Origin of the sequence: Mesorhizobium sp. M1D.F.Ca.ET.231.01.1.1, assembly GCF_003999155.2 — a bacterium.
GTDB lineage: Bacteria > Pseudomonadota > Alphaproteobacteria > Rhizobiales > Rhizobiaceae > Mesorhizobium.
On the sequence record NZ_RZOZ02000002.1, the window covers coordinates 283,798 to 307,482 of the forward strand.

Below are 23,685 nucleotides of genomic sequence, written 5' to 3' on the forward strand. Positions count from 1 at the left end.
TGGTACGCCCAAGGGGAATCGAACCCCTGTTCCCGCCGTGAGAGGGCGGTGTCCTGACCGCTAGACGATGGGCGCGCTCAAGAACCGGCTACATAGGATGAAGGCCGCGAAAAAGCAACTGGGGTTTCGGACTGTCCGCAGACTTTGCCAGAGGACCGTGATCAGCCCCGCCGTTTCGGCTCGATCAGATCCCATAGATTGCCGTAGAGATCGGCAAACACCGCCACCGTTCCATAGGCTTCAAGGCGCGGCGTTTCGCGAAACTCGACGCCCCGGCCGAGCATCGCCTGATGGTCGCGCGCGAAGTCGTCCGTTTCGAGGAACAGAAACACCCGGCCGCCGGTCTGGTCGCCGATGCGGCTTGCCTGCGTCTCGCCGGAGGCTTCCGCCAGGAGCAGCCGCGCGCCCCGCCCGCTCGCCGGCGTGACGGTCACCCAGCGCTTGCCGCCGCCGAGGGCGACGTCGTCGGTCAGCACGAAGCCGAGCCGCCCGACATACCAGGCGATCGCCTCGTCGTAGTTCCCGACCACGAGCGCCACGGTCGCAATGCAGCGGTTTTCGGCAAAGCCGCTCATCTGTTGCGGGCTCATTTGTTGCGGATCGCGAACTGGCCGATCATGCGGCGCTCGGCAATGTCGTAGACGAAGATGGAACGGCTGCCGTCGGCAAGCTCGGCGTCGATCGACAGCCGGTTGCCGGACAGCGCCTGGCTGACCACCCTGGCGCCGACCGGCAGCACGATGTCGCCGGAGAGCGGCGCGCCGGCCGGGGCCGGGACATCGCCAGCAGGAGCCGACCCGGCGCCGGGCGCGTTGCGGGCTTTGTAGACAAGCGCCCCGATCACCACCATAAGGGCGAGGAACAGAAGGCCGAGATTGACGATCATGAAGCGGATGAGCTTCCGGCGCACCTTTTCGGCTGCCGGGTCGAGCGGCTTCTCCTCATCTTCTTCGGCGACAGGCCGGGCCATGGCTAAACAATCCGCAACGGGTTTCGATGAGCGCTCATAACGAAGAGCCCCCGATTTTGATAGGGGATGAATTGGCCGATAACGAAGCGGTCGTTCTGGAGGCCGGCGCCGATGCCGCCGGCCAGCGCCTCGACCAATGGCTGGCCGCGAAGCTCGGCCCCGATATCTCGCGCAGCCGCGTGCAGGCCTTGATCCGCCAGGGCGCGGTCTCCATCGCCGGCAAGCCGGTCGAGGAAGTCAAGCGCAAGATTGCGGCCGGCGAGCGCGTCTCGGTCGTCATGCCGGAACCGGAGCCGGCCGAGCCGCTAGGCGAGGACATTCCCCTCGATATCCTTTACGAGGACGACGAGCTGATCGTCATCAACAAGCCTGCCGGACTGGTCGTCCATCCCGGCGCCGGCAACTGGACCGGCACGCTGGTCAACGCGCTGATCCATCACTGCGGCGACAGTCTCTCCGGCATCGGCGGTGTAAAACGGCCAGGCATCGTGCACCGGCTGGACAAGGAGACCAGCGGCGTCATGGTGGTGGCCAAGACCGACCGCGCCCACAAGGCGCTGTCGGAGGCCTTCGCCGACCATGGCCTGACCGGCGATCTGGAGCGAGCCTATCTGGCGCTGGTCTGGGGCATCCCGCAGCGGCCGACCGGCACCGTCGACGCAGCGCTCGGCCGCGCCGCCGACCGCGTGCGGCGCGCCGTGGTTCCCGAAGGTCGGGACGATGCCCGCCACGCGGTCACGCATTTTTCGGTGGTGGAGCGTTTCGGCGCGCAGCAGAAGGAATTCGCCACCGCAAGCCTGATCGAATGCCGGCTGGAAACCGGGCGGACCCACCAGATCAGAGTCCATATGGCGCATATCGGCCATCCCGTGATCGGCGACCCGGACTACGGCCAGGCCTTTCGCACCAAGGCCAACCGGCTGCCGGAGCCGCTGAAAAGCGAGGTCAATGCATTTTCCCGGCAGGCCTTGCACGCCTGGCTCCTTGCATTCCGGCACCCGACCACCCATCTAACGATGAGGTTCGAGGCGCCGATGCCGAGGGACATGGAGGAACTCGTCGGCGGCTTTCGCAAGTTCTGAACCGCCATCAAGACGCTTCAAACCAGCCATCAAAAAACCTGACTGGCGTTGTTCACTTCAGCGTGACACACTGTTTCGTGTTGAACAAATGCCTGTCCTTTCTGGTTTTGTTCCTATATACAGCAGTTGCCGCGGATGAGCCGATTGGCATTCGCGTCACATGCCCGCCGCGTTACGGGGGCATCACTCCAATTGAGAGGGGGCGCTATCATGGCCCAGTCACTACCCAGTATCGTTTCCGGTGAAGGCGGTCTCGCCCGGTACCTGGAAGAAATCCGTCGCTTTCCGATGCTTCAGCCGCAGGAAGAATACATGCTCGCCAAGCGTTACGCCGAGCATCAGGACACTTCCGCCGCGCACAAGCTCGTCACCAGCCATTTGCGGCTCGTCGCCAAGATCGCCATGGGCTATCGCGGCTACGGCCTGCCGATCGGCGAGGTGATCTCGGAAGGCAATGTCGGCCTCATGCAGGCCGTCAAGAAATTCGAACCGGAGCGTGGTTTCCGGCTCGCCACCTACGCCATGTGGTGGATTAAGGCCTCGATCCAGGAATACATCCTGCGCTCGTGGAGCCTGGTCAAGATGGGCACCACCGCCAACCAGAAGCGCCTGTTCTTCAACCTGCGCAAGGTGAAGGGCAGGATCCAGGCGCTCGACGACGGCGACCTGAAGCCCGACCAGATCGCCGAGATCGCCACGCGCCTCAACGTTTCCGAGGCCGAGGTGGTGTCGATGAACCGCCGCCTGTCGGGCGACGCTTCGCTGAACGCCCCGATCAGGGCGAGCGAGGGCGAGTCCGGCGAATGGCAGGACTGGCTGGTCGACGACCACGAGAGCCAGGAAGAGATGCTGATCGAGCAGGACGAGCTGGAAAGCCGGCGCGCCATGCTGTCGGGCGCGCTGTCGGTGCTCAACGATCGCGAGCGTCGCATCTTCGAAGCGCGCCGCCTGGCCGAAGAGCCGCTGACGCTGGAAGAGCTGTCGGCCGAGTTCGACATCAGCCGCGAGCGCGTGCGCCAGATCGAGGTGCGCGCCTTCGAGAAGGTCCAGGACGCGGTCAAGGCCGCGGCCAAGCGCCAAAACCAGGCGCTGCGCACCATTGAAGCGCAGCCGGCTGCTTAAAGCTCGATCTCGATATGGAAACAAAAAGCGGCGTTTCGGCGCCGCTTTTTTGTTGTCTTCAGGGCACGGCCCAGGGCGTGGCGAGATTCAGGTCAGGACGCGCCGAAAATGACGGCTTCCGAGAACCGGCCTACGCCGGCCGTAGCCTTCATAGAGCGAAGAGACTTATGAGGGCTTCGGCCGGCAAAGGCCGGAGTGGAGCGTACTTGAAGTACGTGAGCCCCGGAAGCGCAGGAAGCCGGCATTTGCAGGCCGGCCTCACCTGAATATCAGTACGCCCTAAGCCGTCGGCTGCTTGGTCTTCCTCAGATACGGCAGCACCGTCTCGTAGGCGCCGAAGCGCTTGATCGCGTCCTCGTTGGAGACGGCGGCGGTGATGATCACATCCTCGCCCTGCTTCCAGTTCGCCGGCGTCGCCACCTGGTGCTTGGCCGTCAGCTGGATGGAATCGATGACGCGCAGGATCTCGTCGAAGTTGCGGCCCGTGGTCATCGGATAGGTCAGCACCAGCTTGATCTTCTTGTCCGGGCCGATCACATAGACCGAACGCACGGTGGCGTTGTCGGCCGGGGTGCGGCCCTCCGAGCTCTCGCCGGCGCCCGCCGGCAGCATCTCGTAGAGCTTGGCGACCTTGAGGTCCTTGTCGCCGATCAGCGGGTAGTTCACCGTCTGGCCGGTAGCGGTCTTGATGTCGGCCTGCCACTTGTCGTGGCTCGACACCGGATCGACGGAAATGCCGATGACCTTGACGTTGCGCTTTTTGAATTCGCCTTCGAGGCCGGCCATCGTGCCGAGCTCGGTCGTGCAGACCGGCGTGAAGTTCTTCGGATGGCTGAAAAGCACTGCCCAGCCGTCACCGATCCATTGATGGAAATTGATCGTTCCCTGCGTGGTCTCGGCCGTGAAGTCCGGCGCGGTATCGTTGATACGAAGGCTCATGACGTTGCTCCCAACCCTGTGACATTCGCCGGCATGGGCCAACCCATCGGCGGCTCTGCCTTCTATACCGCCGCACGGTCCGGTTCAAAAGGCTTGTGTCCGCAAGCGTGATCGGGAGAGCGGAAAAATTTCGTCTTTTCCTGGAAAAGACAGCAGGAACTTCCGCGACGGATATTTAACCCTGCGCCGCGCTTTAAGCTTTTTTCATCGCCAGCGTTGTCGCCAGGTCTTCCATGCGCTGCGCGAGCGCCGCAAGCGCGGTGGTCAGCACGCTGTCGCTTTTGTCGGCCTTGGTCAGAGCCTCGTCGCGGGTCTTGCGCAGCGTCTGCACCTCGCTTTCCATGCCCTTGACGCGCTTGTTGAGCTCCGACAGCTCATCCATCACCATGATGCCGGCCATCACGGTCAGCCGCTGGTCGCCGATCTCGCCGAAAGAATCCTTCAAATGCATGACATAGCGGTCGAAGCGCTCGGCGAGGTCGATCAGATGCTCTTCCTGGCCCTCGTCGCAAGCCATCCGGTACTGCTTGCCGTCGATGGAAACCGTCACCTGTGCCATTGGCCTACCTGTCCAACACCGCGCGGATGGTTTCCATGGCGGTGACCAGCCGGCGCGACACTTCCTTGTTGGCATCCTCAAGCCGTTCGGCGCGGGCCTCGGAATTGTCGAGCTCCTGAGCCAGCCGCGAGCGGTCGGCGTTCATGCGCTGCACCTCGGCCTCGGCTTCGGAATAGTCGCGCTCGTGCTCGAGCCGCGCCGCGACGGCGCTTTCCAGTCCTTCCATGGCCTTGCCGAGCCTGGCGATGACTTCCTTGAGGGTCGTTTCCCCGGTCATGGCCTTCGTCCTATGCCCTGCCCGTCACCGAATCGCTCGCGTTCAGAACGCGTTATTGCGGAAACATTAGGCACCGGGTGAAGCGCGCGTCAATAAAGCTCTCGCGACTGTCCCCCGCTAACGCTAATGTTGCGCCGCCGGCGCCTTCACAAGCCCGGCAAAAAAGCACCGATTTGTTGACTCAAGGGCCGCGCCTGCTATGTGTCGCGCACCCTTTCCACGGGCTCTCCCAAGGCTCCAACCCTTACTTCCGGAGGAAGCATGACCTCGCGTGAACAACATGACCGGATGGCGAACGCGATCCGTTTCCTTTCCATGGACGCCGTCGAGAAGGCGAACTCCGGCCACCCTGGCCTGCCCATGGGCTGCGCCGACATCGCCACGGTGCTGTTCACCCGCTTCCTGAAATTCGACGCCAGGGCCCCGCGCTGGGCCGACCGCGACCGCTTCATCCTGTCGGCCGGCCACGGCTCGATGCTGCTCTACTCGCTCTTGTACCTCACCGGCTACGAGGACATGACGATCGACCAGATCAAGAATTTCCGCCAGCTCGGATCGAGGACCGCTGGCCATCCCGAATTCGGCCATGCGGCCGGCATCGAGACCACGACCGGTCCGCTCGGCCAGGGCCTCGCCAACTCGGTCGGCTTCGCGCTCGGCGAGCGCATCATGAACGCCGCCTTCGGCAACGACCTCGTCAACCACTACACCTATGTGCTGGCCGGCGACGGCTGCCTGATGGAGGGCGTTTCCCAGGAAGCCATCGCGCTTGCAGGCCACCTCAAGCTCAACAAGCTGATCGTCTTCTGGGACAACAACAACATCTCCATCGACGGCCCGGTCTCGCTTGCCGACAACACCGACCAGGTCGCCCGCTTCCAGGCCAGCGGCTGGAACGCCAGCCACATCGACGGCACGGATCCCGAAGCGATCGCCTACGCCATCGAGGCGGCCCGCCATTCCGACAAGCCGACGATGATCGCCTGCAAGACGACCATCGGCTTCGGCGCCCCGACCAAGGCCGGCACCAACAAGGCGCATGGCTCGCCGCTCGGCGCCGAGGAGATCGCCGGCGCCCGCAAATTCTTCAACTGGGAATCGCCGCCCTTCGAGATTCCGGCCGACATCCTCGACGCCTGGCGCGCCGTCGGCATCGGCGGCGCCAGGGCGCGCGCCGACTGGGAAGGCCGCCTTGCCAAGGCCGACGCCAGCCTGAAGGGCGAATTCGAGCGCCGCCTCGCCGGCAAGCTGCCCGGCAATTTCGACGCCGTCATTGCCGAGTACAAGAAGAAGCTCTCGGCCGACAAGCCGAAGGTCGCCACCCGCAAGTCTTCGGAAATGGCTCTGGAAGTCATCAACGGCGCGGTCCCGGAGACCATCGGCGGCTCGGCCGACCTCACCGGCTCCAACAACACCAAGACCAGCCAGACCAAGAACATCACGCCGGACGACTACGGCCAGCGTTATGTTCATTACGGCATCCGCGAGCACGGCATGGCGGCGGCGATCAACGGGCTGACCCTGCATGGTGGGCTGATCGCCTATGGCGGCACGTTCCTCTGTTTCTCCGACTATGCCCGCCCCTCGATGCGCCTTGCCTCGCTGATGGGCATCCGCTCGATCTTCGTCATGACGCACGACTCCATCGGCCTCGGCGAAGACGGTCCGACCCACCAGCCGGTCGAGCATCTGGCCGCGCTTCGCGCCATTCCGAACCACAACGTGTTCCGCCCGGCCGATGCGGTCGAGACGATGGAATGCTGGCAGCTGGCGCTGAAATCGGAAAAGACGCCCTCGACGCTGGCGCTGACCCGCCAGAACCTGCCGACCGTGCGTGCCGAGTTCAGCGAAGAGAACCGCAGCGCTTCCGGCGCCTATGAGCTCGCTGCGGCAAGCGGCGAGGCGGCGGTGACGATCTTCGCCACGGGCTCCGAAGTCGAGGTCGCGCTTGGCGCCCGCGATCTGCTCGAGAAGCACGGTCACCCGACCCGCGTCGTCTCGGTGCCGTGCTTCGAGCTGTTCGACCTGCAGAGCAAGGACTATCGCCAGAAGACCATCGGCAACGCCAAGGTGAAGGTCGCCATCGAAGCCGGCATCCGCCAGGGCTGGGACCACTTGATCGGCACCGACGGCATTTTCGTCGGCATGCACGGCTTCGGCGCCTCCGGCTCGATCGAGCAGCTCTATCCGCATTTCGGCATTACCGCCGAGGCCGCGGCCAAGGCCGTGGAAGAACGCCTGCACGGCAAGTGAGCCATTGCATGTCGCTCGAAAGCGCACGGCGGTTTCGAGCGGCCTGTAGAACAGGAAGGGCTCCGGTCCGGCGATGCCTATTCAAAGGCTTTGCCGGACTGGCCTAACCTAATCGATTTAAATTCCGGCTTCTGCGGCTGGATTCTTGTGCCGTCCGCCGCTATGAAGCTGCGGACCTATCTGCTTCCAGCCCCTAGGGAGAGAAAAATGACCGTCAGAGTTGCCATCAACGGATTTGGCCGCATCGGCCGCAACATCCTGCGCGCGATCCACGAATCCGGGCGCAAGGACATCGACGTCGTCGCCGTCAACGATCTCGGCCCGGTCGAGACCAACGCGCACCTGCTGCGTTACGACAGCGTGCACGGCCGCTTCCCGCATGAGGTGACGGTCGACGGCGACCAGATCTCGGTCGGCTCGGAGAAGTTCAAGGTCACCGCCATCAAGGATCCGGCCCAGTTGCCCTGGAAGGATCTCGGCATCGACATCGCGCTCGAATGCACCGGCATCTTCACCGCCCGCGACAAGGCAGCCGCGCATCTGGCCGCCGGCGCCAAGCGCGTCATCGTCTCGGCCCCGTCCGACGGCGCCGACCTCACCGTTGTCTACGGCATCAACCACGACAAGCTGACCAAGGACCACGTCGTCATCTCGAACGCGTCCTGCACCACCAACTGCCTGGCGCCGCTTGCCGCCGTGCTGCACGAGACCGTCGGCATCGAGAAGGGCATGATGACGACGATCCACTCCTACACCGGCGACCAGCCGACGCTGGACACCATGCACAAGGACCTCTACCGTGCCCGCGCGGCTGCCCTGTCGCAGATCCCGACCTCGACCGGCGCCGCCAAGGCGATCGGCCTCGTGCTGCCGGACCTCAAGGGCAAGCTCGACGGCATCTCGATCCGCGTCCCGACCCCCAACGTCTCGGTCGTCGACTTCAAGTTCATCGCCAAGCGCTCGACCACCGCGCAGGAGATCAACGAAGCGCTGATCGCCGCCTCCAAGGGCAAGCTGAAGGGCATCCTGGCGGTCACCCATCACCCGAATGTCTCGATCGACTTCAACCACGATCCGCATTCCTCGATCGCGGCGCTCGACCAGACCAAGGTCATGGACGGCAATTTCGTGTCGGTGCTCTCGTGGTACGACAACGAATGGGGCTTCTCCAACCGCATGGCCGACACCGCCGTCGCCTTCGGCAAGACCATCGCCTGATCTAGAGAATAGTCACTCTGATCCAGACGCCCGGCTTCGGCCGGGCGTTTTTTGTTGGCCGGCTTGAGCCAAAAAACACACCGCCGCCTTGCACTGGTCATGTCTTCGCCCCACTCTGCCGTAAAGCGGGAGGGAAGCGGAAGATGAGGGGCGATTCCGGATGGAGCATGCGATCTATCTTGTGACGCTGGTCGGAACCGCGCTTGTCGTGGCCGCCGCGTTTTCGAGCTTGATCGCCTTCCGCTTCGGCGCTCCCCTGCTGCTCCTCTTTCTCTGCATCGGGCTTGCCACCGGCGTCGACGGCCTCGGCATCGAGTTCGACAATGCGCGGCTGGCTTATTTTGCCGGCTCATTGGCTCTGGCCATCATCCTGTTCGATTCCGGCTTCGGCACGCCGCTCAACGCCTTGCGCCAGGCGGCCGGGCCGGCGCTGTCGCTGGCCACGATCGGCGTCGTCCTCACCACCGGCATTTTCGGCGTCGCCGCCTTCTATCTCCTCAATCTCAGCTGGCTGGAATCCGCGCTGCTCGGCGCGGCGGTCGCCTCGACCGACGCGGCCGCCGTGTTCTTCCTGCTGCGCGCCGGCGAGATCCATCTGCGCGAGCGCGTGCGCTCGACGCTGGAGGTCGAATCCGGCACCAACGATCCGATCGCTATTTTCCTGACGATCACCCTGGTCGAGATCATTGCCGCGCATGCCAATCCGGAAGCCAACGTGCTGGCCACCAATCTCCTGCTCGGCTTCCTCATCAACATGGGGCTCGGCGCCGTCATCGGCGTGCTCGGCGGCCTGGCGATCGTGCGCCTCGTCGAGCGGCTGAACCTCGACCACGGCCTGCTGCCGATCTTCGTGCTGACGCTCTCCTTGATGGTGTTCGCGGCGGCAGGCGCGGTCGGCGGCTCGGGCTTCCTGGCGGTCTATCTCGCCGGCCTCGTCGCCGGCAATTCCGACATCCGCGCCGTCACCATCCTGAAGCGCTTCCAGGACGGCATGTCGTGGCTGGCGCAGATCATCATGTTCCTGATCCTCGGCCTGTTCGCCACGCCCTCGCAATTCCCGGCGATCATGCTGCCGGCGATCCTGCTCGGCCTGTTCCTGATCTTCGTCGCGCGGCCTGTGGCCGTCTGGCTCTGCCTGATGCCGTTCCGCCTGCCGCGCCCCGAGGTCGCATTCGTTTCCTGGGTCGGCCTGCGTGGCGCCGTGTCGATCCTGCTTGCCATCACGCCCCTGCTCGGCGGCCTCGAGCACGGCCGGCTGATCTTCAACGTCGCCTTCATCATCGTGCTGGTGTCGCTGGTGGTGCAGGGCTGGACCGTCGGCCCGCTGGCGCGCCGGCTCGGCCTGATCGTGCCGGCGCGACTCGGCCCGCTCGACAAGGTCGAGCTCGAGCTGCCGGGCTCGGCGCATCACGAGCTCCTCGCCTATCGCGTCGCGCCAGGCAGCCCGGTGGCGCGCGGCGAGCGCATCCCGCGCTGGGCGCGGCCCTCGCTGGTGCTGCGCGACGGCCGCTCCATGCGCTTCCAGGACATGGGCCGGCTGACCGCGGGCGACCAGGTCTACATCTTCGTGCCGGACCGTTATCCGCGCCTGCTCGACAAGCTGTTCGCCAGCCGCGCCGTCGTCGACCCCGAGGACGCCGATTTCTTCGGCGCCTTCGCCGTCGATCCGGCCCGCTCCGCTGCCGAGTTGGAAGCCGCATACGCGCCCGGCCTCACCGAGGCCGAACAGAAGCTCACCGTCGCGGCACTGGTCACCGAGCGGCTCGGCGGCCATGCCGAATATGCCGACCGCGTCATGATCGGCCCGATCGAGCTGATCGTGCGCGATGTTGACGAGAAGGGCCGGATCACCGGCCTTGGCCTGTCCTTCGAGCCGACCGCGCCGGTGGCGCGCGTGCCTGTATTCCTGAGCGCCGGCGAGATCGCCGACCGCCTCGGCGCCTTCATCCGCAAGTGGCGCAAACCGGCGCAGGTGCCGGTTGCCGAGAGCGCGGCAAACGAAGCGGCCAAGCCCGAACCCGCGGCGCAAAAAGCCGCGACCGAAAGCTGACGTCACACATCGAGATGATTTTTGCGCGCGCGCCGTAACGCAGCCCTTGCATCGTCTCCGGTGCCGGGTAAGGTCGCCGCGTTTTTCGCTAAAAAGGAACGATCATGGCCGGCTTCAAGACACTCGACGATATCGGCGCCGTCAGCGGCAAGCGCGTCCTGGTGCGCGTCGACCTCAACGTTCCCGTCGCCGACGGCAAGGTCACCGACTTGACACGCATCGAGCGCGTCGCGCCGACCATTTCCGAGCTCTCCGGCAAAGGCGCCAAGGTCATCCTGCTCGCGCATTTCGGCCGTCCCAAGGAGGGCCCGTCGGCCGAGTTCTCGCTGGAACCGATCGCCCGGGCGACGGCGGAAGTGCTCGGCCGCCCGGTGGGCTTTGCTTCCGACTGCATCGGCGACAAGGCGGCTGAAGCCGTCGCGGCCATGAAGGACGGCGACGTCCTGCTTTTGGAAAACACCCGCTTCCACAAGGCCGAGGAGAAGAACGAGCCGGCCTTCACCGAAAGGCTTGCCGCCAATGGCGACATCTATGTCAACGACGCCTTTTCCGCCGCGCACCGCGCGCATGCCTCGACCGAAGGCCTGGCGCACCGCCTGCCGGCCTTTGCTGGCCGCACCATGCAGGCCGAGCTCGACGCGCTGGAAAAGGGTCTCGGCAATCCGGTTCGGCCCGTGGTGGCCATCGTCGGCGGCGCCAAGGTGTCGACCAAGATCGACCTCCTGATGAACCTGGTGAAGAAGGTCGACGCGCTCGTCATCGGCGGCGGCATGGCCAACACCTTCCTCGCCGCGCGCGGCACCGATGTCGGCAAATCGCTCTGCGAGCACGACCTGGCCTCCACCGCCAAGCAGATCATGATCGAGGCGGCAGAGGCCGGCTGCGCCATCATCCTGCCCGCCGACGGCGTCGTGGCGAAGGAATTCAAGGCGGGCGCCGCCAGCGAAACCGTCGCCATCGAGGCCGTGCCGGCCGACGGCATGATCCTCGATGTCGGCGCAAAAACGGTGAAGAGCGTCACCGACTGGATCGACCGCGCCGCGACGCTTGTGTGGAACGGCCCGCTCGGCGCCTTCGAGATCGAGCCCTTCGACCGCGCCACGGTGGCTGCGGCGAAACACGCCGCGGCCCGGACCAAGGAGGGCAAGCTGGTGTCGGTTGCCGGCGGCGGCGACACGGTGGCCGCGCTCAACCAGGCCGGCGTTGCCGACGACTTCACCTATGTCTCGACCGCCGGCGGCGCCTTCCTGGAATGGATGGAGGGAAAGCCGCTGCCCGGTGTCGAGGTGCTGAAGCGCTGAGCCGATCAATAGTCGGCGAGCCGGTCCAGCCTCAAAGACTTTCAATCGATTCGAGCTTTCCGGCGTCATTCCTTTGGCGGTAGTGTTCTGCTTAGAGCAATTCCAGGAAAAGTGCGCAGCGGTTTTCCGTCCGGAATTGCGGGAAAACAAAGGCCTGAAGCGGTCGACGGGCTGACCGCTCCAGGCGCGGAATACAACCGTCAAGGAGAGCAGCACCATGAGCGAACGTCTCGAAGACATTGCCGCCGCGATCGTGGCCGATGGCAAGGGCCTTTTGGCCGCCGATGAGAGCTCCGGCACCATCAAGAAGCGTTTCGACGTCATCGGCGTCGAATCGACCGCCGACAGCCGCCGCGACTATCGCGAGATGATGTTCCGCGCCAAGGACGCGATGACCAAGTACATTTCCGGCGTCATCCTCTATGACGAGACGATTCGCCAGAAGGCCGCCGACGGCACGCCGCTGGTCGATATCATCAAGGCGTCCGGCGCCATTCCGGGCATCAAGGTCGATCTCGGCGCCAAACCCCTCGCCGGCTTTCCCGGCGACACCATCACCGAAGGCCTGGACGGCCTGCGCGAGCGGCTGGCGGACTATTACAAGCTCGGCGCCCGTTTCGCCAAATGGCGCGCGGTGATCGACATCGACACCGCCAAGGGCGTGCCTTCGGCGACCTCGATCGCCTCCAACGCGCATGCGCTTGCCCGCTATGCCGCGCTCTGTCAGGAGGCCGGCATCGTGCCGATCGTCGAGCCGGAAGTGCTGATGGACGGCGCCCACTCGATCGACACTTGCTACGAAGTGAGCAAGGCTACCCTGCTGAAGCTCTATGGCGAGCTTTATGCCGCGCGCGTCGTGCTCGAAGGCACCATCCTCAAGCCGAACATGGTCATTTCCGGCAAGAAATCGGGAAAGAAGGACAATCCCGAGCAAGTCGCCGAGAAGACGATCAAATTGTTCCGCGAGACCGTGCCGGTGGCGGTGCCAGGCATTGCCTTTCTCTCCGGCGGCCAGGACGACGAGGAAGCGACGGCCAACCTCAATGCCATCAACGTCATCGGCCCGCATCCGTGGAAGCTTTCCTTCTCCTACGGCCGCGCCCTGCAGGCGGCCGCGCAGAAGGCCTGGAGCGGCAAGGCGTCGAACGTCGCCGCCGGCCAGGCGGCCTTCATCCACCGCGCCCATATGAACCACCTGGCAGCGCTCGGAAAATGGCAGCCGGCGCTGGAAAAAGCCGCCTGACATCCGCCTCGCCGCCGCTGAAAGCCCGGGCCATCGGCCCGGGTTTTGCTTTTTGCGGACTGCATTCCCACTTGTGAGGCTGCGGCCGCTACCGGCCGTGTCGGATCGCGCCGATGTCGAACGTCCTTGGCAGGAGAGGACAGGAGATGATCATGCATCGCAATGCCGTGGTTTCGCGAGAGGACTGGTTCGCGGCGCACAGAAGGCACCTCGAGCGCGAGAAGGAGCTGACGCGGTTTCGCGACTGCATCGCCGCCGAGCGGCGGCAACTGCCCTGGCTGAAGCTGCGCAAGGACTATGTCTTCGAAAGCGGGCAGGGACCGAAGCGCCTCGCCGAACTGTTCGCCGGCAGGAGCCAGCTGATCGTCTACCACTTCATGATGACACCAGGATCCGACCATCGCTGCGAAGGCTGCTCGTTCCTGGCCGATCACATCGACGCCGCCGACCAGCATCTGAAGCACCACGACGTGTCGCTGGTCGCCGTCTCACGGGCGCCGCTGGCCGAGCTCCTGCCCTACAAGCAGCGCATGGGCTGGAAATTCGACTGGGTGTCGTCCTACGCGTCGGACTTCAACTTCGACATGCAGGTCTCCTTCACCGACAGGCAGATCGCGGCCGGCGACACCGTCTACAATTTCGAGAAGCGCCCGCTACGGTCGAGGGACCTGCCGGGCATCAGCGTCTTCTACCGCGACGCAAACGGCGACATCTTCCTCACCTTCATGTCGCGCGCCCGCGGCGGCGACGCGCTGATCGGCGCCTACCACTATCTCGACATGACGCCGAAAGGCCGCAACGAGACCGGCCCCTATCACGGCCTGATGGACTGGGTTCGCCTGCACGACGAATACCAGGCGCAAGGCAAGGATCGGCCGGACTGCTGCGAGTGACCGGCCTCGTTCACCTCCGTCGAATCAGCCGCAGGAGGCCGCCATTCGTAGGCGTCCTCACCTGAATATGGACGTGCCTCAGGCCCAGTGGCCGAGCACGGCGGCCAGAGAGATCGCGGCCATGGCAAGCAGCGCCAGCTTCCAGAAATCGCTGCGGCGCTTCAGCCCCGGCCAGCCGAGCGGCTTGATGATCTGGATCAGCATGATGCCGATGATGACAAGGGCGAGAAGTTTCGTCATGCCGCCTTTGACCAGCATCGCCGGCAGCTGTCAAAGCGGTTCTTGGCGCCTCCGGCAGCCGCATTCGCTCCTGACAGGCAACCGGTTGCCCGGGGCCGCGCCAATCTTTCCGGGGCCTGCTTCGGCAACCTGCCAGGCTCCTGACAGACTGCTGTCAGCAGGGGTGTGAGATACTCCTCCCATCAAAAGAGAGGAGTCTGGTCATGAACGGTTTTACCATCCTGCGTAGCGTACAGAACTATGTCGGCAAGATCCGCACCGTGCGGGACGAGATTCGCACCCAGCGTTTCCTGAATACTTTGCCAGCGGACATCCGCAAGGACATCGGCTGGCCGGATCTCTATGACGGCCGCGTGCGTAGGAACTGAAATTTTTGCGCGCACGACTTGGATAGCGACCGTGCCACGCCCAGATGTAATGTCGGTTGAAACGCTGGGTTTCACGAAAGACGCCGTTGTCCCGTGGCGGATTGGCCGCAACCTCCTGACAGTATGTTGTCAGGAGGCTTGCGTTATTGATGCAGTCTTGAACCTGCGGGAACCGGTTTGGGACCGCGGCATGCGTAGAACCGAAACCAAGGGGTCAAACGATGCGCCGCGCCGACAGGCTTTTTCAGATCGTCCAGCATTTGCGCGGCGGCCGCCTGGTCACCGCGCAGAAGCTCGGCACCTGGCTCGAGGTTTCCGAGCGGACCATCTACCGCGACATCGCCGACCTGCAGTCGACCGGCGTGCCGATCGACGGCGAGGCGGGTGTGGGCTACATGATGAGGGAGGGTTTCGACCTTCCGCCGCTGATGTTCACGCGTGACGAGATCGTGGCGCTGGTTGCCGGCGCCCGCATGGTGCGCGCCTTCGGCGGCGCCGCGATGGCAAGGGCCGCCGACGAGGCGCTGGTCAAGATCGGCGCCGTGCTGCCCGACACGGAAAAGGACCGCATCGCGCGCACCGAGATCCATACGCCGATGTGGGTGGTGAGCGATGCCGCGCGGGAAGCGATCGATCTGATCGAGCGCGCCATCGAGAAGCGCCAGGTGCTGACCATCGACTATTCGGATGAGGCCGGCCGCGGCACGGCACGCGACATCCGGCCTTTGGGCCTGTGGTTCTGGGGCAAGGTCTGGACCCTGGTCGCCTGGTGCGAGATGCGCGACGATTTTCGCGCCTTCCGCATCGACCGCATCGCCTCGGTGGTGATCGCCGGCCGCGTCTACAAGCCGGAGCGCGGCAAGCAGCTCGCCGATTTCTACCGCGCCGTGGAGCGCAGCGAGGATTACGGCATGGCGCCCGACCGCGCAGCGCGGACATGATCCCTCCCAAGCGACTTGTCCAACAAAAAGGCCCGCTCGAAGCGGGCTTTTTTGTTGGAGCATGTCTCCCGAAGTGGGAACCGGTTTCGGGACAAAGACATGCGTAGAATCAAGAACCTAAAGCGCGCGGAGCGAATCTGAAAGATCGCGACGCGCTTTAGACCTCGATAAGCCTACTCCTCGCCGTCGTCCTGGTCCTTGTCCTTCGACTTCAGCGCCGAAAGCTTGGCGAAGACGGCGTTGGCGTCGAGTTCCTGATCCTCGTCCTTCGGCTTCTCCGGAGCCGGCACCAGCCGCTCGGTGAGCGCCGCCGGCAGCAGCGTGTCGCCGGCGACAGGCTGCGCCTGCTCGCGGCCGCGCGAGGCGCGATTGACTTCGAGGTCGAGGTCGATCTGCGAGGTGAGGCCGAGGGTCACCGGATCCATCGGCTGCAGGTTGGCCGAGTTCCAATGCTTGCGCTCACGGATCTGCTCGATCGTCGACTTGGTGGTGCCGACCAGGCGGGCGATCTGGGCATCCTTGAGCTCGGGATGGTTGCGCACCAGCCACAGGATGGCGTTCGGCCGGTCCTGGCGCTTCGACAGCGGCGTGTAGCGCGGGCCCTTGCGCTTCGATTCCGGCACCCGCACCTTGGGGTCGGACAGTTTCAGCCGGTGGTTCGGGTCCTTCTCGCCGCGGGCGATCTCGTCGCGGGTGAGCTGGCCGGTCATGATCGGGTCCATGCCCTTGATGCCCTGCGCCGACTCGCCGTCCGCGATCGCCTTGACCTCCAGCGGATGCAGCCCGCAGAACTGCGCGATCTGCTCGAAGGAGAGCGCGGTGTTGTCGACCAGCCAGACAGCGGTCGCCTTGGGCATCAGCAGCGTATTGGCCATGTCAAAAATCCTTCTCGTTCGCCCGCGTTCCCGCGCGGGCGGTGGTTTTAGAGCCACCAAAATGGGAAATTCGCGGCCTGTATAAACGCTCCCTCACATTTTCGCAATGTTTTTGGAAAGGGGCTAAAGCGCGTCGCGCCGAAGCGGATGCAGGCGACCCGCTTTAGGTATTTGTTTACGCATGTCGTCTTCCCAAAAACCGCTGCGCACTTTTGGGCGACATGCATTGAGACAGCCCCAGAAAGACAAAACCCGCTGGACGAGGTCCAGCGGGCTTGGAACCGGAAACGAAGCAAGCGTCTCGACGGCTCTGGCTTGCATGTCGCAGCCCGGCCTTGCGGTCGGGCTGCTTGTGATTACACCGCCTGGCGGGCGATGCGCTCGATGTCGGCGCGGTTGATGCCGAGGTCGTTCAGCTGACGGGCATTGAGCTTGTTCAGCTCGCGCACGGTCTCGTTGTACATGCGCCATTTACGGAAAGCACGGATCGGGTTCATGATGGTTCTCCAATCGTTTGGTCTAATTGTTCGATGCCGCGTAAATAGGCACGCCTGCCCACAAATTGAACGGACGCTTTTGCATGGCCGCAATGCGTTTTGTGCATTGCAGCATTAGGCCTTTGTTCAGCCTGTCGCGGGGGAATGCCCAGGCCCAGGATGGGTCCAGATTCAGGTGGGGCCCATCCTAACCGACGTCGAGCACGATCTTGCCGATATGCTCGCCCTCTTCCATGCGCTCATGCGCCCGCCAGGCTTCCGTCAGCGGAAAGATCATGTCCATGACCGGAGCGACCTTGCGGGTTCCGAGCAGCGGCCAGACCTGGGCCTCGAGCGCACCCGCGATGGCCGCCTTGAATTCGACGGTGCGGGGCCTGAGCGTCGAGCCGGTATGGACAAGGCGCTTGACCATCAGCTTTGCGAAATCGGTGCTGGCGACGGCGCCGGCCTGCACGGCGATCTGGACGATGCGCCCTTCGATCGCCGCGGCATCGTAGTTGCGCGCCACATAGTCGCCGCCGACCATGTCGAGGATGACGTCGGCGCCCCGGCCGCCGGTCGCGTCCTTGACCTCGGCGACGAAATCCTGCTCGCGGTAGTTGATCGCCCGGTCGGCGCCGAGCCTCAGGCAGGCGTCGCACTTCTCCTTGCTGCCGGCCGTAGTGACGACATAGGAACCGAACGCCGAGGCCAGCTGTATGGCCGTGGTGCCGATGCCCGATGAGCCGCCGTGGACGAGCAGCGTCTCGCCCTTTTTCAGCCCGCCGCGCTCGAACACATTGTGCCAGACGGTGAAATAGTTCTCTGGCACGGCGGCTGCCTCCGAATAGGTGAAGCCGGCTGGGATCGGCAGCACGCTGCCGGCATGGACCTTGACATATTCGGCATAGCCGCCGCCCGGCGTCAGCGCGCAGACCCGGTCGCCGATGCGCCAGCGCGATATCTCGTCGCCGAGCGCTGCGACCTCGCCGGCCACCTCGAGGCCGGGCAGGTCCGAGGCGCCGGGCGGCGGCGGATAGGCACCCTTGCGCTGCTGCACGTCCGGCCGGTTGACGCCGGCGGCATGCACGCGGATGAGGATCTCGCCGGGACCAGGCGAAGGCACGTCGCGCGTCTCGGGCTTGAGCACCCTGGGACCGCCGGGCTGCGAGATCGCGATGGCCGTCATCCTCGCCGGAATCTTCTGTCCGCTTGCCATGGATTGTCCGTCTCCTCATGCCGTTGGCCGGCTATTTGCATCAGCAGCCCCGCCCTATGTATGCTCATTACCAAATCAGGCAAATGGCCAAGTGAGGGAGGAGCGACGATGGCGATCTTCGACGACGAACCCAAGAAGAAGCCGCGCCCGCACGAGATCGGCCAGGATCTGTCGTTGCTGTCCGCCGACGAGTTGTCCGAGCGCATTGCCCTGCTGCGTGACGAGATCGCCAGGCTGGAAGCAGAGCGCGCCGCCAAGGGCGCCACCAAATCCGCCGCCGAGGCGCTGTTTCGCCGGGGATAATCCTGGCGGCGTGTTCGCCCGCCCCGGAAAAGCCTGAAAGCGACTGCCAGACACCTTTCCTCTGAACCCACCTGTGCTCCGAAATTTCCAGCCGGATCAGCCCATGTTCGCTACCTATCGACCGATCCTCTCGCTGCTGCGCGGCACCGCATTCCTGCTGGCGGCATCTGGCCTGCATGGCCTGCTGCTGCCGCTGCGCGGCCAGGTCGAAGGGTTCTCGACCGCCTCGCTCGGCCTGATGGGCACGGCCTGGGCCGGCGGCTTCGTCACCGGCTGCTTCTTCGCGCCTCGCCTCGTTCGCCGCGCCGGCCATGTCAGGGCCTTCGGCGCCTTCGCCGCCTCCGGCGCGATCATCGCACTGCTCACCGGCCTCATCATCGACGAATATTTCTGGATCCTGCTGCGCGCCTTCACCGGCTTCACCATGGCCGGCGCCTTCATGGTCATCGAAAGCTGGCTGAACGAGAAAGCCACCAACGAGAACCGCGGCACCGTCTTCGGCCTCTATATGATGGTCACTTATGCCTCGATCATGGGCGGCCAGATGATCGTCGCCGGCGGCGACGTGAAATCGGCCTCGCTGTTCATGATCACCGGCATCCTGTTCTGCCTGTCGCTCATTCCGACCGCCGTCTCGACGCAGTCGCATCCCAAACCGCTGCAGGACGTCAAGCTCGACGTCAAAGGCCTATACGCCAATTCGCCGGTTTCGGCGGTGGCCTGCCTTCTGATTGGCATCGCCAATGGTGCCTGGGGCACGCTCGGCGCCGTCTATGGCGCCCGCATCGGCATCTCCACCCCCGAGATCGCGCTGATGATGAGCCTTGTGGTCGTCTCCGGCGCAGCCATGCAGCTCCCGGCGGGGCGGCTTTCCGACACCACGGACCGCCGTTTCGTGCTGGCCGGCGCCGCCTTTGGCGCGGCGCTTTTCGCGGTGCTGATCTTCCTGGTCGAGCCGCATTCGGGCGTCTTCGTCATCGTGCTGACCGCCTCCTACGGCGCCTTCGCCTATACGCTCTATTCGATCGCCGTCGCGCATGCCAACGACCACGCGCGGGCGGAGGATTTCGTCAAGGTTTCGGGCGGCCTGCTTCTGCTTTACGGCTTCGGCACCATGATCGGGCCGCTGCTTGCGGCGGCCCTTATGGGCTGGCTGCGCCCCGAAGCGCTCTTCCTTGCGACCGCGCTCGCCCATCTCAGTCTCACCGGCTACACGCTGCTGCGCATCCGCGCACGCGCGCCGGTGCCGATCGAAAACCGCGAGGCCTTCAAGACGCAGCCCGCCGACCGCGCGGTCACGCCCGAGGCCACACGGCTCGATCCGCGCAGAAAGGTTGAAACCAATAGTTGAGATTCGCAAGACTTTGCCTCACAAATGAAGGCATGATCTTTTCCGACGCCTTCGTGGCGATAGCTGATCCCAACCGGCGTTATCTCTTGGAAGAACTCCGGCGCGGTCCGAAGACGGTGAACGAGCTGGCTGCCGGATTGCCCGTCTCACGCCCGGCCGTTTCCCAGCATCTCAAGGTCCTGCTCGACGCCGGCCTGGTCAATGCCAAGGCTGAAGGCACAAGGCGCGTCTATACCGTCAGCGGCGCCGGCTTCCTCAGGCTCAACATCTGGCTCGACCAGTTCTGGGAGACGGCGCCGGGAGAATAGCCTTTGGCCGTGAATGCATGTCGCTCAGAAAGTGTGCAGATGCGCGCCTTTCAATTCCTTCCGATCGATGGTCTGGCTCCCTATGTCGACAGGATTTGGGGATGGGAAAGTGTCCGCGGCGAGCGGGTCGACTTGCCTGTGCTGCTTCCCGGAACCGGGGCCGAACTGTATTTCCACTACCGTACGCCGTTCAGGCGATCGGTGGGTGGTGGCGCACCGGAAACCTGTTCCGTCGCCCACTTGTTCTACATTCGCCAGCAGCCGCTGGAACTGTTGTCATCAGACGACGTAGGTTTCGTCGCGGTGCGCTTCCGGGCCGGCATGATACATCGATTTGTCGATATGCCGGGCAGAGACATGATGGATCGTGCCCTTTCCGCGCAGGACCTGTGGGGGGCGGCGGGCCAAGAGTTGGCCTGGCGTGTAGTCGGCGCGGAGACGCCGTCCGCCCGGCTCCTGCTGATCCAGCGCTTCCTTGCAGAACGCCTATCCCGCGCGGCGCCGGACATCGTCTTCGAGCACGCAATGGGCATGCTGTATGGCGATCCTGCCAACCTCGCGATCGACCGGTTGACGGACTGCGTCGGACTCGGGCGCCGTCAGTTGGAACGCCGTTTCGCTAGGATTGCCGGGCAGACACCAGTCGAGATTCGTAGTCTGGGACGCCTCCAGAAGACGGTTCGCGCCCTGATGCTGGATGAAAGCGCAAGGACCGCAGACGCGGCGCTGGCATACGGCTATTACGATCAGGCTCACTTTATCCGCCACTTCCGCGAGCTGGTTGCGGTGTCTCCGCAGCGCTACCTCAGAGAGGCTCGCGCCAGGACGCATTTTTACAATACTTCCCGTCGGGTTGGATCGATGCTGATGGCTCCTTCACACCTCTAGGAGATTGTCATCATGCATCTTTTGCTGGCGGAATTGAGTGCCCGCCCTGCCTGTGCCGGCGAAGTCGAAGAGATTCTGCGCAAGCTAGTGGATATCGCAAGCGGCGAAGAAGGCAATGTGCGCTATGCCGTGCATCGGCGGAAGGAGGACCCCAGTGCCTTTGTGGTCTACGAGCTCTATCGAGACGCGGCGGCGTGTGACGCGCACCTCGCATCTCCGCCGGTGAAGCAGGCGTTGGAGCGCTTCGAGGCGCTGCTGAGTGCGCCGCCACGGCTCGTTTTCTGTGATCTGGTCGCTGCGGCGGAGTAGGACTCCTTAGCTGGACCTGCTTCACCATGCAGCGACGAAAAGCCAAGCATTTGACAGGTAGAGGGCGGCTCGCCGTTTCCGTCAAATGATGAAACGCTCTACTGCTTCATGTCGCCAGTTGCCAATGCCGCCCCGAGCGCATCGAGCAGCTCGCCCGTCCCATGCTCGCGCGTGGACGGCGTATCGATGCCGTCGAAGAAGGCTCCTTGCTCCGTCATGATAAGCCGCGTGCCCTTGCCTTCCGCGATCAGCTCGATCGTCGCAAGCGACACCGAGACCCGGGTATCGCCGAACAAAAGCTCATAGCTGTAGACGATACGCCGGTTCGGCACGATGTCCTGATAGACCGCGTTGAAGAAATGCATCTGCCCGTCGCTGGGGCAGCCGGCGTTCACCTCCTTGCCGCCGACGCGAAAGTCCATCTCATGCCGGCTCGGCATCGGATTGTCCGGATCGAAAAACCAGCGCTTCTTGGCCGCCGGATCGCTGAGCGCGAAATAGACCTTTTCGGGCGCCGCCGGGTAGACGCGCTCGATGACGAAGGTGGAATGGACGACGGATCGTTTGGTCATGACGGCGTTCCTCAGTTTTGGTCCTTGGTTTCGGCGAGAAAATCGCCGAGCCGGTCAAGTCGGCGCTCCCAGGCGAGCCGCCGCTCGTTGATCCAATGCTCGGCAGCTCTGAGCGCCTTCGGCTCGATGCGGCAGGTGCGCACCCGGCCGAGCTTCTCGCTGCTCACAAGGCCGCTCGCCTCGAGAACGCTGAGGTGCTGGACGACGGCCGACAGCGACATCGCCAGCGGTTCGGCCAGCTGGCTGACCGAGGCCGGCCCGCGCGACAGCCGGTCCACCATCTGGCGCCGTGCCGGATCCGCGAGCGCCTGGAACATCAGGTCGAGCTGGGCGGGATCGTGCAGCATCGCGGGCTAGCCGTTGTTGTAGGGGAAGAGCTTGAAATAAGGCTGCGCTTCCTCGATCACGCGGGCGAAGGCCGGCCGTTCGAGCAGACGGTCGTGGTAGCGTTTCACGGCAGGGAAACTGTCGCCGAGCGGCTCGACCTTGTTGGCATAGAACAGCGCCGGCGAAGCGGCGCAGTCGGCCATGGTGAAGGTCTCGCCGACCGCCCAGATCTTTCCCTGCATCTCCTTTTCGATGATGGCGTAGGAATTGCGCAGCTGCGCCCGGGCCTCCTCGACCCCGAACGGGTCGGTCTTGCCTTGCGGCCGCAGCCGGTCGGCGACGATCTTCTGCATCGGCTGCTGCACGTAGAAGTCGTAGAAGCGGTCGGCCTGGCGGACCTCGATGGCGAGATCGATGGCGGCGGGGATGAGCTCGACCGGCCCAGGGTAATGGGCCGCGAGATATTCGACGACGATGGTCGATTCCAGCACGGTGCGGTCCCGCGCGTCGTCGCGCAGGGCCGGCATCTTGCCCGTCGGCGAAACCTTCAGGAAGGCCGCGCGCGATTGCTCCTCGGCAAGATCGACGATCACCGGCGTGAAGGGCGTGTCGTTCTCGTAGAACGCGATCAGCGGTTTCCAGCAGAAGGAGGCCAGCGGATGGAAATGCAGCGTCAGGGACATTTTTTCTCCTGTGGTCGGGCGTCGAGGCAATACTGAAGTGATCACTTAACTATTTTCCTGGACCGCTGGAGTCAAGGCTGGCCGTCGCCGGCTAGCGATGCGTCGCGATGGCTTCGATGATTTGCGGCCAGTCGTTGCGGTGCAGTTCGTGGCCGCCGCCTTCGATCCGCACCAGCCCGGCGCCGGGAACCGCCTTGCTGAGCGCCTCGCCATGCTCGATCGGGAAGATCGGATCGGCGGTGCCGTGGATGACGAGCAGTGGCGCCGTCAGGTCCTTGATCCGCCGCTCCGGACGGCCGCCCTTGAGCAGGAAATGGTTGGAAGCGCTGGCGAGGCCGCCGGAGCGGTCGTAATCTTCTTCGATCATTGCGCGTGTCCGTTCGCTGTCGAACGGATGCAAGGTGCTGGCAAGTGCCCGCGCATCCTTGACCATGAAGTCGAGCACTTGTCTCCGGTTCGACCAGTCGACATCGGCGCCTTGCGCGGAATGCTCCTTGTAGGCCTTGGTCGTTCCGGGCAGGCCGGACGTATCGACGCCGAGCGGCGAGCTTGAGATCACCGTGAGCGCGCTGACGCGCGTCGGATATTTCAGCGCCACCATCTGCGCGATCATGCCGCCCATGGACATGCCGACGACATGCGCGCTCGCGAGGCCGTGGTCGTCGAGCACGCGGACGGCATCGTCGACCATGTCCTCGAATGCATAGGGCGGCTCGCCCGGCTTGTACTTGGTCGATAGGCCGGTATCGCGACTGTCGTAGCGGATGACGAAGCGGCCGCGTTCGGCAAGCTGCCGGCAGAAGGCTTCCGGCCACCAGAGCATGGAGGCCATGGCGCCCATGATCAGAAGGATCGCCGGATCGGACGGATCGCCGAAGGTCTCCGAGACGATTTCGGGGCGCGGCAAAGCGGTCATCC

General features: G+C 64.4%; 28 protein-coding genes and 1 tRNA gene. 15 read left to right on the top strand and 14 right to left on the bottom strand.

From position 1 onward, the window contains the following. From EN874_RS07740 to EN874_RS07750, 3 genes are all read right to left on the bottom strand, one after another. Positions 1-75 (bottom strand) — tRNA-Glu (locus EN874_RS07740). Positions 76-161: 86 nt separating this feature from the next. Next, positions 162-575: a VOC family protein gene (locus EN874_RS07745; protein WP_127425954.1), complete on the bottom strand. Its 414-nt coding sequence runs from the start codon at positions 573-575 to the stop codon at positions 162-164. A gap of 11 nt (positions 576-586) precedes the next feature. After that, the gene (locus EN874_RS07750) at positions 587-970 is read right to left on the bottom strand and encodes a fimbrial protein (RefSeq protein WP_127425953.1); all 384 of its coding nucleotides are present in this window, start codon (positions 968-970) and stop codon (positions 587-589) included. Positions 971-996: 26 nt separating this feature from the next. Here EN874_RS07750 and EN874_RS07755 point away from each other — a divergent pair, with 26 nt between their 5' ends. Then, the gene (locus tag EN874_RS07755) at positions 997-2,052 is read left to right on the top strand and encodes an RluA family pseudouridine synthase (RefSeq protein ID WP_127425952.1); all 1,056 of its coding nucleotides are present in this window, start codon (positions 997-999) and stop codon (positions 2,050-2,052) included. Between the two features lie 210 nt (positions 2,053-2,262). Further along, positions 2,263-3,174, top strand: a complete 912-nt coding sequence (gene rpoH / locus EN874_RS07760) for an RNA polymerase sigma factor RpoH (RefSeq protein ID WP_126087214.1) — start codon at positions 2,263-2,265, stop codon at positions 3,172-3,174. Positions 3,175-3,453: 279 nt separating this feature from the next. Here the strand turns inward: rpoH and EN874_RS07765 are convergent, their stop codons facing one another. The 3 genes from EN874_RS07765 to EN874_RS07775 all read right to left on the bottom strand — a co-directional run bounded on the left by EN874_RS07765 (position 3,454) and on the right by EN874_RS07775 (position 4,949). Beyond that, positions 3,454-4,113: a peroxiredoxin gene (locus EN874_RS07765; RefSeq protein WP_126087213.1), complete on the bottom strand. Its 660-nt coding sequence runs from the start codon at positions 4,111-4,113 to the stop codon at positions 3,454-3,456. 193 nt (positions 4,114-4,306) lie between these two features. Further along, complete coding sequence (locus tag EN874_RS07770) at positions 4,307-4,672, bottom strand: cell division protein ZapA (RefSeq protein ID WP_126087212.1); 366 nt, start codon at positions 4,670-4,672, stop codon at positions 4,307-4,309. A gap of 4 nt (positions 4,673-4,676) precedes the next feature. Then, positions 4,677-4,949, bottom strand: a complete 273-nt coding sequence (locus EN874_RS07775) for a DUF4164 domain-containing protein (RefSeq protein ID WP_126087211.1) — start codon at positions 4,947-4,949, stop codon at positions 4,677-4,679. Between the two features lie 261 nt (positions 4,950-5,210). Between EN874_RS07775 and tkt the strand changes: the two genes are divergently transcribed. From tkt to EN874_RS07805, 6 genes are all read left to right on the top strand, one after another. Next, on the top strand, positions 5,211-7,202 hold the full coding sequence (gene tkt, locus EN874_RS07780) for a transketolase (RefSeq protein ID WP_127425951.1): 1,992 nt from the start codon (positions 5,211-5,213) through the stop codon (positions 7,200-7,202). A 207-nt stretch (positions 7,203-7,409) separates the two neighbouring features. Then, complete coding sequence (gene gap / locus EN874_RS07785) at positions 7,410-8,420, top strand: type I glyceraldehyde-3-phosphate dehydrogenase (RefSeq protein WP_127425950.1); 1,011 nt, start codon at positions 7,410-7,412, stop codon at positions 8,418-8,420. A 160-nt stretch (positions 8,421-8,580) separates the two neighbouring features. Then, entirely contained in the window at positions 8,581-10,470 is a 1,890-nt protein-coding gene (locus EN874_RS07790; RefSeq protein WP_127425949.1) for a potassium/proton antiporter, read from the top strand. 104 nt (positions 10,471-10,574) lie between these two features. Beyond that, entirely contained in the window at positions 10,575-11,771 is a 1,197-nt protein-coding gene (locus EN874_RS07795) for a phosphoglycerate kinase (RefSeq protein WP_127425948.1), read from the top strand. A 217-nt stretch (positions 11,772-11,988) separates the two neighbouring features. After that, complete coding sequence (locus tag EN874_RS07800) at positions 11,989-13,014, top strand: class I fructose-bisphosphate aldolase (protein ID WP_126087206.1); 1,026 nt, start codon at positions 11,989-11,991, stop codon at positions 13,012-13,014. A 152-nt stretch (positions 13,015-13,166) separates the two neighbouring features. Next, the gene (locus tag EN874_RS07805; RefSeq protein ID WP_127425947.1) at positions 13,167-13,907 is read left to right on the top strand and encodes a thioredoxin family protein; all 741 of its coding nucleotides are present in this window, start codon (positions 13,167-13,169) and stop codon (positions 13,905-13,907) included. Positions 13,908-13,985: 78 nt separating this feature from the next. Here EN874_RS07805 and EN874_RS07810 read toward each other — a convergent pair whose 3' ends face one another. Continuing rightward, complete coding sequence (locus EN874_RS07810; protein WP_082953665.1) at positions 13,986-14,147, bottom strand: hypothetical protein; 162 nt, start codon at positions 14,145-14,147, stop codon at positions 13,986-13,988. 203 nt (positions 14,148-14,350) lie between these two features. On the opposite strand from EN874_RS07810, the gene EN874_RS07815 reads away from it, so the two are divergent. Both EN874_RS07815 and EN874_RS07820 read left to right on the top strand, forming a co-directional pair. After that, positions 14,351-14,515: a hypothetical protein gene (locus tag EN874_RS07815; RefSeq protein ID WP_126087204.1), complete on the top strand. Its 165-nt coding sequence runs from the start codon at positions 14,351-14,353 to the stop codon at positions 14,513-14,515. A 221-nt stretch (positions 14,516-14,736) separates the two neighbouring features. After that, the gene (locus EN874_RS07820) at positions 14,737-15,456 is read left to right on the top strand and encodes a YafY family protein (protein WP_126087203.1); all 720 of its coding nucleotides are present in this window, start codon (positions 14,737-14,739) and stop codon (positions 15,454-15,456) included. A gap of 173 nt (positions 15,457-15,629) precedes the next feature. Here the strand turns inward: EN874_RS07820 and EN874_RS07825 are convergent, their stop codons facing one another. The 3 genes from EN874_RS07825 to EN874_RS07835 form a co-directional block, all read right to left on the bottom strand. After that, positions 15,630-16,331, bottom strand: a complete 702-nt coding sequence (locus EN874_RS07825; RefSeq protein WP_126087202.1) for a DUF1013 domain-containing protein — start codon at positions 16,329-16,331, stop codon at positions 15,630-15,632. 356 nt (positions 16,332-16,687) lie between these two features. Beyond that, positions 16,688-16,828, bottom strand: a complete 141-nt coding sequence (locus tag EN874_RS07830; RefSeq protein ID WP_126087200.1) for a DUF1127 domain-containing protein — start codon at positions 16,826-16,828, stop codon at positions 16,688-16,690. Between the two features lie 187 nt (positions 16,829-17,015). Continuing rightward, positions 17,016-18,026: an NAD(P)H-quinone oxidoreductase gene (locus EN874_RS07835; protein WP_126087199.1), complete on the bottom strand. Its 1,011-nt coding sequence runs from the start codon at positions 18,024-18,026 to the stop codon at positions 17,016-17,018. A 108-nt stretch (positions 18,027-18,134) separates the two neighbouring features. Between EN874_RS07835 and EN874_RS07840 the strand changes: the two genes are divergently transcribed. The 5 genes from EN874_RS07840 to EN874_RS07860 all read left to right on the top strand — a co-directional run bounded on the left by EN874_RS07840 (position 18,135) and on the right by EN874_RS07860 (position 21,185). Continuing rightward, the gene (locus tag EN874_RS07840) at positions 18,135-18,329 is read left to right on the top strand and encodes a DUF1192 domain-containing protein (RefSeq protein WP_126087198.1); all 195 of its coding nucleotides are present in this window, start codon (positions 18,135-18,137) and stop codon (positions 18,327-18,329) included. 103 nt (positions 18,330-18,432) lie between these two features. Continuing rightward, positions 18,433-19,680 (top strand): MFS transporter, encoded by a 1,248-nt coding sequence (locus EN874_RS07845; protein ID WP_127425946.1) that lies wholly within the window; start codon positions 18,433-18,435, stop codon positions 19,678-19,680. 32 nt (positions 19,681-19,712) lie between these two features. Continuing rightward, a complete protein-coding gene (locus tag EN874_RS07850) occupies positions 19,713-19,988 on the top strand; it encodes a metalloregulator ArsR/SmtB family transcription factor (protein WP_126087196.1) in 276 nt (91 codons plus the stop codon). Between the two features lie 9 nt (positions 19,989-19,997). After that, positions 19,998-20,876 carry a helix-turn-helix transcriptional regulator gene (locus EN874_RS07855; RefSeq protein WP_245513523.1) on the top strand — a complete coding sequence of 293 codons (879 nt, stop codon included), beginning with the start codon at positions 19,998-20,000 and terminating at the stop codon, positions 20,874-20,876. Positions 20,877-20,888: 12 nt separating this feature from the next. Further along, complete coding sequence (locus tag EN874_RS07860) at positions 20,889-21,185, top strand: putative quinol monooxygenase (protein WP_127425944.1); 297 nt, start codon at positions 20,889-20,891, stop codon at positions 21,183-21,185. Positions 21,186-21,283: 98 nt separating this feature from the next. Here the strand turns inward: EN874_RS07860 and EN874_RS07865 are convergent, their stop codons facing one another. The 4 genes from EN874_RS07865 to EN874_RS07880 form a co-directional block, all read right to left on the bottom strand. After that, positions 21,284-21,757 (bottom strand): SRPBCC family protein, encoded by a 474-nt coding sequence (locus EN874_RS07865; protein ID WP_127425943.1) that lies wholly within the window; start codon positions 21,755-21,757, stop codon positions 21,284-21,286. An 11-nt stretch (positions 21,758-21,768) separates the two neighbouring features. Further along, positions 21,769-22,104: a metalloregulator ArsR/SmtB family transcription factor gene (locus EN874_RS07870; protein WP_127425942.1), complete on the bottom strand. Its 336-nt coding sequence runs from the start codon at positions 22,102-22,104 to the stop codon at positions 21,769-21,771. A 6-nt stretch (positions 22,105-22,110) separates the two neighbouring features. Continuing rightward, positions 22,111-22,767, bottom strand: coding sequence for a glutathione S-transferase family protein (locus EN874_RS07875; RefSeq protein WP_127425941.1), 657 nt, complete (start codon positions 22,765-22,767; stop codon positions 22,111-22,113). Between the two features lie 91 nt (positions 22,768-22,858). Then, on the bottom strand, positions 22,859-23,683 hold the full coding sequence (locus EN874_RS07880) for an alpha/beta hydrolase (RefSeq protein ID WP_127425940.1): 825 nt from the start codon (positions 23,681-23,683) through the stop codon (positions 22,859-22,861). Positions 23,684-23,685: the final 2 nt, after the last annotated feature.

Excerpts from the sequence above, each read along its gene's own strand:
- EN874_RS07810 (WP_082953665.1), bottom strand. The coding sequence starts at position 14,147 with ATGACGAAACTTCTCGCCCTTGTCATCATCGGCATCATGCTGATCCAG.
- EN874_RS07820 (WP_126087203.1), top strand. The coding sequence starts at position 14,737 with ATGCGCCGCGCCGACAGGCTTTTTCAGATCGTCCAGCATTTGCGCGGC.
- EN874_RS07805 (WP_127425947.1), top strand. The coding sequence starts at position 13,167 with ATGCATCGCAATGCCGTGGTTTCGCGAGAGGACTGGTTCGCGGCGCAC.
- EN874_RS07840 (WP_126087198.1), top strand. The coding sequence starts at position 18,135 with ATGGCGATCTTCGACGACGAACCCAAGAAGAAGCCGCGCCCGCACGAG.
- EN874_RS07800 (WP_126087206.1), top strand. The coding sequence starts at position 11,989 with ATGAGCGAACGTCTCGAAGACATTGCCGCCGCGATCGTGGCCGATGGC.
- EN874_RS07830 (WP_126087200.1), bottom strand. The coding sequence starts at position 16,828 with ATGAACCCGATCCGTGCTTTCCGTAAATGGCGCATGTACAACGAGACC.
- EN874_RS07775 (WP_126087211.1), bottom strand. The coding sequence starts at position 4,949 with ATGACCGGGGAAACGACCCTCAAGGAAGTCATCGCCAGGCTCGGCAAG.
- EN874_RS07880 (WP_127425940.1), bottom strand. The coding sequence starts at position 23,683 with ATGACCGCTTTGCCGCGCCCCGAAATCGTCTCGGAGACCTTCGGCGAT.
- EN874_RS07770 (WP_126087212.1), bottom strand. The coding sequence starts at position 4,672 with ATGGCACAGGTGACGGTTTCCATCGACGGCAAGCAGTACCGGATGGCT.
- EN874_RS07765 (WP_126087213.1), bottom strand. The coding sequence starts at position 4,113 with ATGAGCCTTCGTATCAACGATACCGCGCCGGACTTCACGGCCGAGACC.
- EN874_RS07750 (WP_127425953.1), bottom strand. The coding sequence starts at position 970 with ATGGCCCGGCCTGTCGCCGAAGAAGATGAGGAGAAGCCGCTCGACCCG.
- EN874_RS07850 (WP_126087196.1), top strand. The coding sequence starts at position 19,713 with ATGATCTTTTCCGACGCCTTCGTGGCGATAGCTGATCCCAACCGGCGT.
- gap (WP_127425950.1), top strand. The coding sequence starts at position 7,410 with ATGACCGTCAGAGTTGCCATCAACGGATTTGGCCGCATCGGCCGCAAC.
- EN874_RS07825 (WP_126087202.1), bottom strand. The coding sequence starts at position 16,331 with ATGGCCAATACGCTGCTGATGCCCAAGGCGACCGCTGTCTGGCTGGTC.
- EN874_RS07870 (WP_127425942.1), bottom strand. The coding sequence starts at position 22,104 with ATGCTGCACGATCCCGCCCAGCTCGACCTGATGTTCCAGGCGCTCGCG.
- rpoH (WP_126087214.1), top strand. The coding sequence starts at position 2,263 with ATGGCCCAGTCACTACCCAGTATCGTTTCCGGTGAAGGCGGTCTCGCC.
- EN874_RS07845 (WP_127425946.1), top strand. The coding sequence starts at position 18,433 with ATGTTCGCTACCTATCGACCGATCCTCTCGCTGCTGCGCGGCACCGCA.
- EN874_RS07815 (WP_126087204.1), top strand. The coding sequence starts at position 14,351 with ATGAACGGTTTTACCATCCTGCGTAGCGTACAGAACTATGTCGGCAAG.
- tkt (WP_127425951.1), top strand. The coding sequence starts at position 5,211 with ATGACCTCGCGTGAACAACATGACCGGATGGCGAACGCGATCCGTTTC.
- EN874_RS07745 (WP_127425954.1), bottom strand. The coding sequence starts at position 575 with ATGAGCGGCTTTGCCGAAAACCGCTGCATTGCGACCGTGGCGCTCGTG.
- EN874_RS07790 (WP_127425949.1), top strand. The coding sequence starts at position 8,581 with ATGGAGCATGCGATCTATCTTGTGACGCTGGTCGGAACCGCGCTTGTC.
- EN874_RS07795 (WP_127425948.1), top strand. The coding sequence starts at position 10,575 with ATGGCCGGCTTCAAGACACTCGACGATATCGGCGCCGTCAGCGGCAAG.
- EN874_RS07865 (WP_127425943.1), bottom strand. The coding sequence starts at position 21,757 with ATGACCAAACGATCCGTCGTCCATTCCACCTTCGTCATCGAGCGCGTC.
- EN874_RS07875 (WP_127425941.1), bottom strand. The coding sequence starts at position 22,767 with ATGTCCCTGACGCTGCATTTCCATCCGCTGGCCTCCTTCTGCTGGAAA.
- EN874_RS07860 (WP_127425944.1), top strand. The coding sequence starts at position 20,889 with ATGCATCTTTTGCTGGCGGAATTGAGTGCCCGCCCTGCCTGTGCCGGC.
- EN874_RS07835 (WP_126087199.1), bottom strand. The coding sequence starts at position 18,026 with ATGGCAAGCGGACAGAAGATTCCGGCGAGGATGACGGCCATCGCGATC.
- EN874_RS07755 (WP_127425952.1), top strand. The coding sequence starts at position 997 with ATGAGCGCTCATAACGAAGAGCCCCCGATTTTGATAGGGGATGAATTG.